We start from the raw sequence: 14,900 nt of genomic DNA, 5'->3' as shown, positions 1-14,900 counted from the left end.
GTACAAAATAATACTATCGAGTTACAGTTAACTCATAGGTATGCTGAATAGGACTCATGGATGGATCCTCCCAAACAACCCAGCAATGAAACTCAACGTCTTGAGGCTCTTAAAAAGCTCAACGTTCTTGATACGCCAGATGAAGAGCGCTTTGACCGCATAACAAACATTGCTCAGCAGTTTTTTAACGTGCCCATTGCGTTAATAAGCTTAGTGGATGAAGATCGCCAGTGGTTTAAATCCAAACAAGGCCTTTCTGTGTGTGAAACATCCCGAGAAATTTCTTTCTGCGGCCACACTATTTTACAATCCGATGTATTTGAAGTTCAAGACACCCTCTTAGATCCACGATTTAAAGACAACCCTTTAGTCACTGCAGCACCTAATATTCGGTTTTATGCAGGCACTCCCCTCCAAACAAAAAGTGGCTTTGCTATCGGCACATTATGCTTGATTGATTCACAACCCAAAAAACTCTCATCCACTGAAAAAAAAGTGCTAAACGATTTAGCAAACTGGGTGCAAGATGAACTGGCTCATAACGAAGCCATGGCGGCCAGCACTATTATTCGAGAAAGTGAAGCACGTTTAAATGCCATTTTAAACACCGTGGCAGATGGCATTATCACCTTAGACTCCAAAGGCACACTTGAAAGCTTCAATGCCGCCGCCACACGTATTTTCCAATACCAGCCAGAAGAAGTCATTGGCAAAAACATCACTATATTAATACCTGAGCTATATCACAATGAGCATATCGGCACCGGCCGTGAAGTAACAGGCCTTCGTAAAGATGGCAGCACCTTCCCAATGGACCTCTCTGTCAGCGAAACTGTTGTTGCTGACCGGCATTTTTATACCGGTATTATGCGTGACATTACCGAGCGTCAAGCGATCGAGAAAGAACTCTTATTAGCGAAACAGTCCGCAGAGGTAGCTAACCAAATGAAGTCTGAGTTTCTTGCCAATATGTCACATGAACTACGAACACCGTTAAACGCTATTATTGGTTATAGCGAATTATTAACTGAAGATGCTCAAGACGTTGGTCTTACACAACAAGTAGCAGACTTAGAAAAAATTCACACGGCAGGCAATCACCTACTGAGCCTAATCAACGATGTGCTCGATTTAGCTAAAATTGAAGCTGGCCGAGTTGAATTGATGCCAGAAAAAATTGCTATTTCAAGACTTATTAATCAGGTCGTAACAGTCGCACAAAAGCAAATTGAAAAAAATGGAAACACCTTCAATGTTATATGCCCAGACGATCTTGGTGATTGCATTACTGACACTGTAAAGGTATGCCAAGTTCTCCTTAATTTATTGTCAAACGCAAGCAAATTCACAGAACAGGGGCAGGTAACATTGTCTGTACAAAAGGAAAACTCACAACTCATTTTTAGCGTAGAAGATACCGGTATTGGTATGACACCCGGCCAATTAGATAAAGTTTTCATCCCCTTTGTTCAAGCAGATAGTGGTACGACTCGACAATATGGTGGTACTGGGCTAGGTCTACCGATAAGCGAGGAAATCTGCCAACTAATGGGTGGTGAAATTAAGGTCAATAGCGCCAAAGGGAGCGGATCAACATTTACGGTAACGTTACCCATTGATATATCAACCCTCGTTAAAATAAAAACCTATTTAGCAGAACAACCAAAAGAAAACACTTCGCCTGAAAGTAGCCCTAAAGGCTCCATCTTAATCATTGATGATGACCCCCAAGTACACACATTATTGAGCCGACACCTTAATAAAATGCCATTTAAGATCATTACCGCTCAAGATGGCAAAGCTGGTGTTAAAAAAGCCCGTGAGCACGCCCCCTCAGTCATCATATTAGACATCATGATGCCCGAAATGAACGGCTGGACAGTTTTACAAATTTTAAAATCTGATCAACGTACCGCACATATCCCTGTTGTCATGAGCACCTTTTTAGATGAAAAGAAAAAAGCTTTTGAATTGGGCGCAATTGACTACCTTAACAAACCTGTTAATAAAAACAATTTATTACGTGTCGTCAGTAAAGCTATTAGCAACAACAAAATGCCTGAGATATTAATTATCGAAGATGAAGTAAGCACCATAGCTAAACTGGAACAAGCCCTCGAAAATTTTGGTTGCACCATAACAAAAGCACTCAACGGTAAAGAAGGCGTTAATAAAATAAGAAACCACTTCCCCGACTTGATTCTGTTAGACCTGATGATGCCTGAAATGGATGGCTTTACATTCTTAGAAAAACTACACCAACTACCCAATACCAAAGAAATTCCCATCATCGTTATGACAGCCAAAGACCTATCCCCCGTTGAAAAAGACCTCTTAAAGACCTCGACTCAACAAATCATTACCAAAACATCACTACTCATGAATACCGATGATGTCATTCTGCAAATTATTAACCGCATCCAAACTAGTGCTCTAAAAGCCTATGACACTTAAAATTTTACTGGTGGAGGATAATGAAATGAACCGTGATATGTTAAGTAGACGCTTATATAGAAAAGGCTACCACATGATCCTTGCTGAAGATGGTCAACAAGGCATTGAGTTAGCCCTGTCAGTATCGCCTGATGTCATTTTAATGGATATGAATTTACCGATCATTGATGGTTGGCAGGCAACTAAAACCATTCGTAAACATGAAAAGCCGCTAGGCAAGCATACGCCTATTATCGCCGTCACCTCTCATGCTATGACATCAGATCAAGAAAAAGCCATTAATGCGGGTTGCGACCACTATGAACCCAAACCCATTAACTTAGACCAACTGATTGAAAAAATAGAGCTTTTACATGCCATGTATCAATCAAAAAACGCTGAGAAAAGTTGTGATGAAACTCAGCCATAAGGCTTAAGAGTATGACCATGCAAACTATTCTAGTCGTCGATGATCTTTCAGAAAACTTGGAGTTATTGTCACGCATTTTACAACGAGAGGGGTATAAGGTCCTCAGCGCTGTCAATGGTGAAGATGCCTTAGCACAACTCACTACGTCTAACCATATTGATTTAATTATCAGCGATATTTTAATGCCCATTATGGACGGTTACGAGTTTTGCAGACAAGTTCAGCAAAATGATCGTTTTTGCTCCATCCCCTTCATTTTCTATACGGCCACGTATACCGATGAAAAAGATAAAGAGTTTGGATTAAAACTTGGCGCAAATCGCTTTCTCATCAAACCTCAAAAAACACAAGACTTATTAAACATCATCAAAGAAGAGTTAGCCAAACCGTTTAAAGTTGAAAAGAACAACATCACACCCGATGCTAAAAGCCCGCTGATAGAATCTGAACAGCAGTATTTACGGCAATACAGCAGCCGATTAGTCCATAAACTAGAAGATAAACTGCTTGAACTCGAACAAAAAAACACCGATTTAGAAGAAGAAATGGCCAAGCAATTACAACTTAAACAGCATATTGAATTACTGAACGCTGATTTAGAACGCCGTGTTGCATCACGAACCAAAGACCTGCTCAGCGCCAATCAAAAACTACTGGAAATGGACCAAATAAAAAGCATGTTCATTGCCTCTATGAGTCATGAGCTAAGAACCCCCTTAAACTCAATCATTGGTTTCACCGGCATTATGTTGCAAGGCATGAGCGGCGAGATCACCGATGAACAAGCTAAACAACTCGGCATTGTCAAAAAGAGCGCGTCTCACTTATTAACCCTGATTAATGATGTGATAGATGTCAGTAAAATAGAGTCAGGTGTTGTGTCAATTACTAACCATAATTTTGATCTAATCGAGTTAATAAAAGACGTTATCCAAATACTCTCAAAAGCCTGTTTAGACAAGCAGTTAACTATTCGATCAAACCTACCTGAAAGCTTTTCTTGTTTTAGTGATAAGCGCCGTATTAAACAAATCCTAATTAACCTACTGGATAACGCCATTAAATTCTCCAATGAGGGAGAAATCATCATCTCACTCACTCAAAGAGAATCGTTTTTTACCGTGACTTTCTCTGACACTGGTATCGGAATCAGCGACGATGATGCCAACAAACTTTTTTTACCGTTTAGCAAACTCAACCCAACTCAAGCCAACAATCCACGAGGTAAAGGCACTGGCTTAGGGCTTTATCTTTCACAACGATTAGCTAACAAACTTGGTGGACAAATAACCATGACCAGCGAACCTAATAAAGGTAGCAACTTCTCTTTAACACTACCCATTGGAGGAGCCAGCAAATGAAAACTATTTTAATTGTCGATGATAATCCTGATAACCGTTACCTTATTACCTACATCCTAAAAAACAATGCCTTTCTAACCATTGAAGCTGTTAATGGTACACAGGCGGTTAACAAAGCGCTGGATGAGCAACCTGACTTAATCTTAATGGATATACAGCTACCTGATATGAGTGGCTTAGAAGCGACACAACAAATTAAACAATCCACACCCCATCGCCACATTCCCGTCGTTGCATTAACCTCTTATGCTCTAGATGGCGATAAGGATAAAGCGCTCAAAGCAGGGTGTTCTGGTTATATCGAAAAACCCATTAACCCAGACACTATCATCGATCAAATCCACCAAGCATTAGCGTCATGTTAGCTATAAACACCATTTTAATTGCAGAAGATATCGAAGATGATCGGTTGATGCTGATGACCCTTTTAAAAGGGCATGGCTACCAAACCGTTGGCGCAGAAAATGGTCAAGATGCGATGGATAAATTGGCTAAACAAAAATTTGACCTGATTATCAGCGATATCTTAATGCCAGAAATGGACGGGTACCGCTTTTGCCTGTCTACTAAGTCTGATGAACGCTATCAAAAGATTCCTTTTGTTTTTTATTCAGCAACCTTTACTGAAGATGTTGATGAAGCTTTAGCAAAAGAAGTTGGCGCCGATTTATTCATCGCCAAACCAACAGACCCTGAGCAATTTATCATTCAAATTAAAAATATACTTTCGCCCGTTGAGAAAAAAACTCCAATAGATGCCCCTGTTTCACATACAAATGAAACTAATTTAACGAAGCAATACAACCAAAGTCTCTCAACCAAGCTTGCAATTCAGGCCATAGACCTTAAAGCGTCTGAGATTAAATACAAAGCTTTATTTGAAACAGCTCAATCCGCAATCATCATCTGTGATAGTGAAAAACTCATTGATTGCAATACAACTTGTTTAAAACTGCTTGGCTGCCATCATCGAGACCAATTTATTGGTACCAAGATAACCGATTGGTCTGCCACCACTCAACCAAACGGCTCTAAATCAACCTTAACTGCCGCACGATATATTACTTTGGCTCTTAGGGAACAAAAACAGTCTTTCGAATGGAACTTAAAAAAACTTAATGGCGAGCTATTTCCTGCATCCGTAGAACTCAGCTCGATGGTAATAGATAACCAGTTACTGATCCAGGCTACCGTTCATGACATAAGCCAGCGTAAACGAAAAGAGCAACAAGAGCAGCTCCACAAAGAAGTGCTTAGGCAATTATTAGACTCTCGTAACCTAGCTACCGTACTAGAAAAAATTGCTACCGGATTAGAACATGAAATACCGCATACCCGATGTAGCATTTTATTAGCTGACGCTCAGAACCAATTATCTCTAATAGCGGCCCCTTCAATGCCAGATAGTTACCAACAAGCTATTAGCCAAAGCTTTACAGAGTCCAGCAACTGCTTATATAAGCAAGCAATACAGCAAGGCCGGAAAGTCATAGAGCATCTTCCCACCAGTAGCGAGCAGCCAACTGACTATAAAATAATGTCCGAAACAGGGTTTAATGCCTGCTGGTTAGAACCCATCGACCTCTCATCATCAGACGACACTTGCGTTATTGCTATACATTTTCGCGACAAAGCAATGCCTATGACGACTCTAAATATTGAGTTATTTTCTTTTTATGTCAAATTAATTGAAATCGCTATTCAACGATACGAAGCTAATAAACAACTAAACCTAGCCAATGCCATTTTCCAACATTCTGTTGAAGCCATGTTGTTAATTGATAAAGACTATAAAATTATTACCGCTAACCCCTCTTTTACTACCGTGACGGGATACTCTGTTGAAGAAGTAATTGGTAAAACCCCTCATATTTTAAGATCAGGTCGGCACGATGAAAAATTTTACGACAAGATGTGGAAATCATTGGCTGATACTGGCCAATGGCAAGGGGAAGTCTGGCATAAACGGAAAAATGGCGAACATTACACAGAATGGCTAACAATAACAACTATTTACGATGATAACGGCGAGGTACTTCAGCGTGCGGCATTATTTTCAGACATTACCGAAAAGAAAAAAATGGATGAGCTGCTTATTAAACAGGCCAATCATGACAGCCTAACAAAATTGCCAAACCGCAATCTGTTAAAAACACGCATTAGTGAAGAAATAACCAAATATCATCGAACTAAAATTCCGTTTGCCGTACTTTTTGCAGATTTAGATCATTTTAAAGAAGTTAATGACTCATTAGGACATGATCTCGGTGATTTATTATTGATTGACGCGGCAAAACGTATTTCTGAGTGTGTCCGCGAAACCGACTTGCTCGCTAGACTAGGCGGCGATGAGTTTACCATCGTTATGACGGACTTAAACAACCCGCACAGTGTAGAGCGCGTCGCTAATGCTATTATTGAATCATTAAGCCGGCCGTTTAAGCTCGATACAGAAATTGCTTATGTGTCCGCTAGCATAGGCATTGCCTTTTACCCTGATGATGGAGACAGCATCGTTGATTTATTAAGGCATGCAGACCAAGCAATGTATTACGCAAAAGCTCAGGGGAAAGGTCGTTTTTGTTACTTCACCAAAACCATGCAAGAAAATGCAAATTATCGGGCCTCTATTTTAAATGACCTACGTACCGCATTACCGTCAAATCAGTTAGAACTCTATTATCAGCCCATTATCTCGCTAAGAACTAACACTGTTATAAAAGCAGAAGCCTTATTACGCTGGAATCACCCACAAAGAGACATTATTAGTCCGCTACAGTTTATCCCTATTGCAGAAGAGTCTGGCCTAATCATAGATATTGGCGATTGGGTGTTTCAACAGGCGTTAGCCCAACTAAAGCATTGGCGTCAACATTTTCAAGCTGACTTCCAAGTGAGTATTAACAAATCGCCTGTGCAGTTTAAATCACTCAGTCAACACGCCGATTGGATGGACACCCTAAGTCGAGAATCAAACTACCCAGAACCTGGCTTAGTCGTTGAAATCACCGAAAGTCTATTACTCCAAGAAGACCCAAACATAATGTTGCAATTTAAACAAATGCAGCATAACGGCGTAAAACTGTCCCTAGATGACTTTGGAACCGGTTACTCATCACTGTCCTATTTAAATAAATTTGGCTTTGACTTCTTAAAAATAGACAAATCCTTTACCCAAGAAATTGTTGAAAACAGTGACAAACGTGAGTTATGTAATGCCATTATTGTTATGGCTCACGCCCTCGGTATAGAAGTTGTCGCAGAAGGTATTGAAACATTAGCACAACAAGACTTATTAAGTGAAATGGGCTGTGACTATGGTCAAGGCTACCTTTACTCTAAACCTGTGCCCGTTAAAAAGTTTGAACAAATCCTAAAAAATGGTCTAGTAAAGTAGACACTAACACCTATACTCTATAAAGATACCTTAAACTAAAGAGGGTTTAATGGAAAAACCAATCATTCCGGATAATGAGCAAAGCCGTCTCAAAGCACTTCATTCACTCAATGTCTTAGACACGCCGCCAGAAGAGCGGTTTGACCGTTTAACACGCCTAGCTAAACGCATGTTTAATGTTCCCATTGCTCTGGTCAGCCTTGTAGATGAAAACCGTCAATGGTTCAAATCTTGTGTTGGCCTTAGTGTCTGTGAAACACCCCGAGATATTTCGTTTTGTGGGCATACTATTTTGGGTAATGACATTTTCATCGTCCCTGACACACTGGTTGACCCACGTTTTGCAGATAACCCACTCGTGCTAAATGACCCGTGCATTCGTTTCTATGCTGGTTGCCCACTAAGGCACTTAGACGGCAGTATGTTGGGCACGTTATGTATTATTGATCAAGAGCCCAGAGATATTAGTCAAGAAGACTTAGATATCTTGAATGATCTTGCTGACCTTGCATCACGCGAACTGATGGCTATCGAACTAGCAACGCTTGATGAACTCACAAAAATATCTAACCGAAGAGGCTTTATTAAATTAGCTGAACATAGTCTAACAATATGCACCCGCCAAAATATTCCTGTTTCGATTGCTTTTCTAGACCTCAATAGTTTTAAACCCATTAATGATACATTTGGACATGCTGAAGGAGACACTGCGCTAATTGCCTTTGCTGAGAATTAATGAAAAAATCATTCAGGAAGTCTGACGTGTTTGCACGGATAGGAGGTGATGAATTCGCTATTTTATTAACTGACACCTTCGCTCAACCTGCCGAAAAAACAATGGCCCGTTTTCGTCGTGCTCTAAGGCTATACAATAAAACAGCCAATCGTGGTTATAACATTGAATTCAGTGAAGGTATTATCCCCATTAATCTAGAACAAACCCCATCAATAGAGTCTTTATTAAACCAAGCCGACTCATTAATGTACCAACAAAAAAATACGTCCCGTAAATAACTAAACTAAAAAAAATAAACCATAGAAGTACCGCTACTGAAAATAAAACTTTTTTATTCTCACAAAAGTTTTATTTTAGGTGATTGATAGCGCTGTTCAATCTAAACAAACCAAGCTAGTATTTCTTCGCTAGTTTTATTTGCTCATAATAATGTTTAGCGTAGTTGGTCAGAATACTTTTCTTTTCTTTTTCCGCTACCTTTAATGAAGTTAACCCCATCCCAGCCAATTCAATGCTCGCTTCTATGGTGTCTGATACAGCTGCTGAGGCCCCTACTTCTAATAACTGGGTACACTCTAATGAATTGCCACCCCTAACGTAAATCGCTAAATCTGGGTAAGTTTGCCGTAAAGACCCAACAATTAATTTTGATGTTTCCATATCATTAACCGTCACAATGACTATGCGCGAATCTCCGACACCAACTGAATCAAGCAATCCTTTATTACAAACATCTCCATAATAGACAGGAAGGTTATTCGCTTGAGATTTTCGAACAATATTAGGGTCGATATCAATAGCAACAAAGGGCTTTCCCGCTAACTTTAGAATATCTCCTATCCGATGCCCAACACGACCAAAACCCGCTAGTATTATTGGCGATGATTTAGGCACTTCGGAAGGGTTTATTCCTATCAATTTCTTCTTCGTCACCACCTTTCTTGCACATTCGGCCAATATTGGCGTGACTAATAAACTAATTAAGATCACTAATAACAGTTGTTGATGAAGGGCCGGCGCTAAAATGCCTGAGTCTAGTGATAAGGAAAACAGCACCAATGCAAATTCACCACTTTGAGCCAAAACCAATGAAACCGCTAAGCTTTTCCCCTTACTTAAACCAAACATATAAGTTAATGGGAATAAAATCAGTATTTTGATACCAATCAATAACGCAACTAGCCCCATTGAAAGCAACGGCTGATCAATCAGCAAGCCAAGGTTTAATGACATCCCCATTGTCATAAAAAACAACCCCAATAGCAGCCCTCTAAACGGTTTAATTTCAGAAATAACCTGATGTTTATAGGATGAATCAGACATCAGCATACCAACTATAAACGCGCCCATCGCCATTGATAAGCCAACCTTCTCGGCAATCAACGACACACCAAGAACAACCAATATAGCTGACGCCGTAAACACTTCTGGAATTTTTGTTAACGCAATCCGATGAAGAACAGGGTGTAAAAAATAGCGCCCAAATAAAATCACCATCAACAGAGTAAATACAGACTCTGCCAGCGCTAAACCAATATCATCCCCCATACTTATTTCTGACGCGCCTAAAAGACTGACCAATGCCAGTAACGGCACAACGGCCAAATCCTGAAGAAGGAGAATCGAAAATGATGTTCTACCGTATGTTGATTTCAACAAACGTTGTTCACTTAAAAGTTGCAAAACAAAAGCTGTTGATGACAGCGCTAATGCCGGACCAATAATAGCTGCTGCTTGTAATGGAACTTCAAAAACATAGTAACTCACTGCAACAAGGACCAAGCCTGTTATCAGCACTTGGAGCGTACCTAAACCAAAAACCATTCGTTTCATCTGCCAGAGTCGCGACGGCTTAAGCTCAATCCCAATCACAAATAAAAGAAAGGCTATGCCTATTTCAGCAAAGTGACGGATTTCAGATAGATTATGAATGAGCCCTAGGCCGGATGGACCAACAGCTAAACCTGCAATCAAAAAGCCAGGAACAGCACCCAGTTTTAACGTTTGGCATATCGGCACCACCGCTACGGCAGCCACCAGTAGAATAATTAAATCTTCAAGATAACCCGATGACATATCTCTACCCTTCTAAGTAGACTGTTTTCTGCAACAATTAAGGATCCAGTAACCAAAAACTCCCGATGCAAAGGAACCCAACAAGATAGCTAGTTTATCAGTATATTGAAACAAGCTGGCATCGGTGGAGGTTAGAGAGACAATAAACAAGCTCATCATGAAACCTATACCAGTCAGAATAGAGACTCCATATAATTGCATCCAATTACTTCCACTAGATAGTGCCTCTAATTTTAACTTAATGGCTAACCAACTAAAACCAAAAAAAAACTAATTGCTTACCTAAAAACAAACCCAGCATGATGCCAACAGTTACTGAGCCAGCCTTTGGTTTAGAGATATATCACCCGCATTAAAAAATGCAAATAAAGGTAAGATGAGAAAAACCACCCCACCAACCGCGCCAATAACCTCGAAACCACCTCTTTGGCAGTTATCGTATATAAAGCTACATTAACTTTACTAACATCGGCTTTTAATATTGTTTTAGCTTCACTTAAATGATGATATACACTTAGTATCCGCAAGTTCTGCTTCCAACACCTCCGTGTTAATAGCCAGCCCATCTACATAACAATCTTTGTTTGACCTTAAGTTCTCTTCAAGCCTAGTGAGTATTTTTATTTGATCTGATCAAACACTTAATGTTCTAAAACATAATGTCCTGGAGCATCTATCAAGCTTTTAGCCACGCTACCCTTTATACCCATTTTTGGTGGTGCGACCTTTTCCGCCTCATTTTTACTGACCAACCAGCGCTCCCATTCCAACCACCATGAACCTTCTTTAACACCTGTTGACTCCAACCATTTATCAGGTGAAAGGTACTTATCACTTTTTTTCTTTAATGAAACACGGTAATGACGGTTTGGGTGACCAGGCTGACTAATGATCCCTGCATTATGTCCACCACTAGTCAGTAAAAAGGTCACTTCTGTACGCGTTAAGTGTTTGATTTTGTAGACTGATTTCCATGGTGCTACATGATCCTTCTCCGCTCCTACAACAAAGAGCGGACAATCAATATCCCCTAAAGAAACAGGTTTACCATGGACCTTGTAACGATGTTCTGAAAAATCATTATTCATGAAAAGCTGTTCAAGATACTCAGAGTGCATTTTGTAAGGCATTCTTGTTGCATCGCTATTCCAAGCCATTAAGTCATTCATTGGTGCGCGTTGCCCCAACAAATAATCATGTAATACCCTTGACCAGATTAAATCATTGGAGCGCAATAACTGGAATGCTCCCTTCATCTGTTTTGTATCTAGGTAACCTTGTTCCCACATCATATCCTCTAAGTAAGCAACCTGACTGTGGTCAATAAAAAGCATTAACTCTCCAGCCTCTGAGAAATCAGTCTGTGCAGCAAATAACGTAATTGAACCAATGATACTGTTATCTTCTTTAGCCAATGCTGCGGCAACCAATGTTAATAAGGTCCCTCCTAAACAATAACCAACTGTATGAATTTTTTTATTCGGTATCACTGATGAAACTTGCTCTAATGCATGCCCTACACCCAAGTCTATATAATTTTCTAGTGTTAAATCACGATCTTCCTCTGTTGGGTTCTTCCAAGAAATCATAAAAACCGTATACCCATTATCGACCAAGAACTTAACCATTGAATTATGTTCAGATAAATCCATGATGTAGTACTTCATAATCCAAGCTGGCACAAAAAGAATCGGCTCCGCATAAACCTTGTCAGTCGTCGGGCTATATTGAATCAATTCAATCAAGTGATTGCTATACACAACCTTCCCTGGCGTTGTGGCTAGGTTTTCCCCTATTTTGAATGCTTCAATACCGACAGGGCCTTCACCCCTGCTACTTCGTCCCCAATCTTCCAAGAGGTTTTGCATTCCCCTTACTAAGTTTTGCCCCCCTTCTTGTTCGGTGACCTTTAATAAATCCGGGTTTGTCAGCAAAAAATTTGAGGGAGAGATCACATCCAGCAACTGGCGTGTCGTAAACGAAACAACATTCTCATGATGCTTAGAAACACCATTAACACCCGTTATCGCGTTGTGCCACCACTGCTGAGTCAATAAAAATGACTGAGCATAAAGTGAAAACGGTAATCTCTTCCATGCATCTGATTCAAAGCGCTTATCTTGTGGCAACGGTTCTATACAACGCTGGTTGTCCACATCATTTCCAAGGTGAGTCAAACACTTAACAACATAACTCAAAAAGCGGCTATTTTTTTTCATCGCTTTTTTAATCAGCTCGCCTTGTTTCCCAGGCGAATTAGCCAAATGTATAGCCCAATCGATATAAGCTAACATCATTGATGTTGGTGAAATCCCCGCCGTTATTTTTCCTTCAGCAGCGTGAATAATACGGTCTAACGTGTTAACACTTTTACTAGGGTCTCTATGTTCCATAATGACTCCTTGCCTTTATAATCAATTAAATATCCATTTCCACACTAATGTAAAGAGAATATAACGATTTAATAAGGTCTACTTAATACATTTGATATTTAACTAACCACCGTGCTGTAATCAGTGAAAGTAAGGCGATAACCAGCATTGGCCAATACTTTGTCCATAACAATGCAAGTTCTACTCCTTTCATAAAAACAGATCTGATCATAATTAAAAATAACGCAAAGGATCAAGCTAAGTTAAATACTGCACAGCATCTGGCCTATTCGATATAAGTGTTACAAACCCAGATAAAATAACAGCGGTAGCAAAAAAAGAAACAGCCCAAGATAAAGTGCTATCGAACTACCTCGTTGTACTATCGGTAATCGGTAAACAGTAATATTTTGGTCTCGTACAAAGCCGCGCATCAAATCTAAAATGCTGGAGATCCAGTCAAAGAGTACTGGATCACAATGTGTCTGGTTGGCGTGTTGAGTTTAAGCAGCGTACCCAACCTACGGGCACAAAAAAACCGACGATTATGTCGGCTTTTTTTGATTAGGATGGTGGGTCGTGCGCGATTCGAACGCGCGACCATCGCATTAAAAGTGCGGTGCTCTACCAGCTGAGCTAACGACCCTCCAAGAGGCGAGAATGATACCGGATTGACGCAAAAAGGCAAGTCGAATGTAGTGTTTAAATGTTACTTTTAAGACTAATATTAATATTTAGTGCTGATATCGTGTCGGGTCTTGTACTTTTGCTTTTTCAAAGCCTTGTTGACGTAAGCGGCAAGACTCACATTCTCCGCATGCTTCACCTTTAGTATTAGCCTGATAACATGAGACTGTTTCACTGTAATCAACGTTTAAGGCTTCACCCTTTTGGATTATTTGTGCTTTGCTCAGGTTAATGAGCGGTGTATGTATTTTAAAGCCACCTTCTTCCACACCTGCCTTAGTCGCTAAATTGGCTAAGTTTTCAAATGCGTTAATAAACTCCTGTCGACAATCGGGGTAACCTGAATAATCCACCGCATTAACACCTATAAAAATATCCCATGCCGAAAGAACTTCGGCCCACCCTAGTGCGATTGACAAAAATACAGTGTTTCTAGCTGGCACGTAAGTGACGGGAATTCCCGTTGCTTTTTCGGTTGGAACGTTTATTTCGTCGTCTGTTAACGCAGAACCACCAAACTCTCCCATCCCTAATTCAATGATTTTATGCTCTTGCACATCATAAATTTTGGCGAGTCGACTAGCCGCTTCTAATTCTGAGTCATGGCGTTGCCCATAGTCAAAACTAAGCGCATAACACTCATAGCCTTGCGACTTGGCAATAGCCAATACAGTAGCCGAATCAAGACCTCCCGACACTAATATAACTGCTTTTTTTAACATTCTGAACCGTATATAACTGTCTACTTACCGGGCTCATCGCCCCATAGGTATTTATGTAATTGAATTTGAAATCTGACTGGTAATTTATCAGTTAATACCCAGTTAGCAAGGTCGCTTGCTTTCAGCTCACCCTGCACCGGTGAAAACAGTACCTCACATTTATCACTTAAGGCATATTCTTGCAGGTGTTGTTTCGACCATTGAAAATCGTCTCTATCACAAATGACATATTTCACTTGATCTTGTTTTGTTAAACAATCGTAATTTTCATGGCGATTTTTAGCCATTTCACCAGATGCCGGTGTTTTCACATCTAACACTTTAATAACCCGCGGATCAACGCCGGACACATCTAAGGCACCGCTGGTTTCCAGCGAAACATGATAACCAGCATCGCACAGCGTTTTCATCAACTCATGTACCCTTTTCTGAGCCAACGGTTCGCCACCAGTAACATTAATATAGTGCGCACCCAGTTCATTCACTTGTTGCACAATCTCATCAATGCTCCGCGTTTCCCCACCATAAAAAGCATACTCTGTATCACAATAGCCACACCGTAAGGGACAACCTGTTAAACGAATAAAGGTTGTCGGCAGGCCTACTGTTTTCCCTTCGCCTTGAAGTGAGTAGAAAATTTCAGTAATCCGAAGAGTATCTTTGGGCATAGCGATTAAAACTAGAAA

At 40.3% G+C, this 14,900-nt stretch carries 12 protein-coding genes and 1 tRNA gene; 7 read left to right on the top strand and 6 right to left on the bottom strand.

Annotated features, from left to right (window positions below; translation table 11 throughout):
• The first annotated feature begins 60 nt into the window (after positions 1–60).
• Genes Q91_RS02455 through Q91_RS11780 form a run of 7 tightly spaced genes read left to right on the top strand, consistent with a single transcriptional unit; the run spans position 61 to position 8,635 of the window.
• Positions 61–2,454: a response regulator gene (locus Q91_RS02455; RefSeq protein ID WP_015005297.1), complete on the top strand. Its 2,394-nt coding sequence runs from the start codon at positions 61–63 to the stop codon at positions 2,452–2,454.
• A gap of 25 nt (positions 2,455–2,479) precedes the next feature.
• A complete protein-coding gene (locus Q91_RS02450) occupies positions 2,480–2,863 on the top strand; it encodes a response regulator (RefSeq protein WP_015005296.1) in 384 nt (127 codons plus the stop codon).
• An 11-nt stretch (positions 2,864–2,874) separates the two neighbouring features.
• Positions 2,875–4,224 carry an ATP-binding protein gene (locus tag Q91_RS02445; RefSeq protein WP_015005295.1) on the top strand — a complete coding sequence of 450 codons (1,350 nt, stop codon included), beginning with the start codon at positions 2,875–2,877 and terminating at the stop codon, positions 4,222–4,224.
• The gene (locus Q91_RS02440; protein WP_015005294.1) at positions 4,221–4,589 is read left to right on the top strand and encodes a response regulator; all 369 of its coding nucleotides are present in this window, start codon (positions 4,221–4,223) and stop codon (positions 4,587–4,589) included. Before Q91_RS02445 ends, Q91_RS02440 begins: the two co-directional genes overlap by 4 nt.
• The gene (locus Q91_RS02435) at positions 4,583–7,621 is read left to right on the top strand and encodes an EAL domain-containing protein (protein WP_015005293.1); all 3,039 of its coding nucleotides are present in this window, start codon (positions 4,583–4,585) and stop codon (positions 7,619–7,621) included. The genes Q91_RS02440 and Q91_RS02435 overlap by 7 nt, the downstream gene beginning before the upstream one ends.
• A gap of 49 nt (positions 7,622–7,670) precedes the next feature.
• Positions 7,671–8,357, top strand: coding sequence for a sensor domain-containing diguanylate cyclase (locus Q91_RS11785; RefSeq protein WP_255347060.1), 687 nt, complete (start codon positions 7,671–7,673; stop codon positions 8,355–8,357).
• On the top strand, positions 8,357–8,635 hold the full coding sequence (locus Q91_RS11780; RefSeq protein WP_255347058.1) for a diguanylate cyclase domain-containing protein: 279 nt from the start codon (positions 8,357–8,359) through the stop codon (positions 8,633–8,635). The genes Q91_RS11785 and Q91_RS11780 overlap by 1 nt, the downstream gene beginning before the upstream one ends.
• A gap of 115 nt (positions 8,636–8,750) precedes the next feature.
• On the opposite strand, the gene Q91_RS02425 is transcribed toward Q91_RS11780, so the two are convergent.
• From Q91_RS02425 to queE, 6 genes are all read right to left on the bottom strand, one after another.
• Positions 8,751–10,433, bottom strand: coding sequence for a monovalent cation:proton antiporter-2 (CPA2) family protein (locus Q91_RS02425; protein WP_015005292.1), 1,683 nt, complete (start codon positions 10,431–10,433; stop codon positions 8,751–8,753).
• Between the two features lie 12 nt (positions 10,434–10,445).
• Positions 10,446–10,676 carry a Na+/H+ antiporter NhaA gene (locus Q91_RS11850; protein WP_202948172.1) on the bottom strand — a complete coding sequence of 77 codons (231 nt, stop codon included), beginning with the start codon at positions 10,674–10,676 and terminating at the stop codon, positions 10,446–10,448.
• Positions 10,677–11,074: 398 nt separating this feature from the next.
• Positions 11,075–12,826: an alpha/beta hydrolase gene (locus tag Q91_RS02420; RefSeq protein ID WP_015005291.1), complete on the bottom strand. Its 1,752-nt coding sequence runs from the start codon at positions 12,824–12,826 to the stop codon at positions 11,075–11,077.
• A gap of 549 nt (positions 12,827–13,375) precedes the next feature.
• Positions 13,376–13,451 (bottom strand) — tRNA-Lys (locus tag Q91_RS02415).
• 88 nt (positions 13,452–13,539) lie between these two features.
• A complete protein-coding gene (gene queC, locus Q91_RS02410) occupies positions 13,540–14,214 on the bottom strand; it encodes a 7-cyano-7-deazaguanine synthase QueC (RefSeq protein WP_015005290.1) in 675 nt (224 codons plus the stop codon).
• A 20-nt stretch (positions 14,215–14,234) separates the two neighbouring features.
• Positions 14,235–14,882, bottom strand: coding sequence for a 7-carboxy-7-deazaguanine synthase QueE (gene queE / locus Q91_RS02405; RefSeq protein WP_015005289.1), 648 nt, complete (start codon positions 14,880–14,882; stop codon positions 14,235–14,237).
• Positions 14,883–14,900: the final 18 nt, after the last annotated feature.

Source organism: Cycloclasticus sp. P1, from assembly GCF_000299965.1.
GTDB classification, from domain to species: Bacteria; Pseudomonadota; Gammaproteobacteria; order Methylococcales; family Cycloclasticaceae; genus Cycloclasticus; species Cycloclasticus pugetii.
This window is presented reverse-complemented; position numbering and strand designations above follow the sequence as displayed.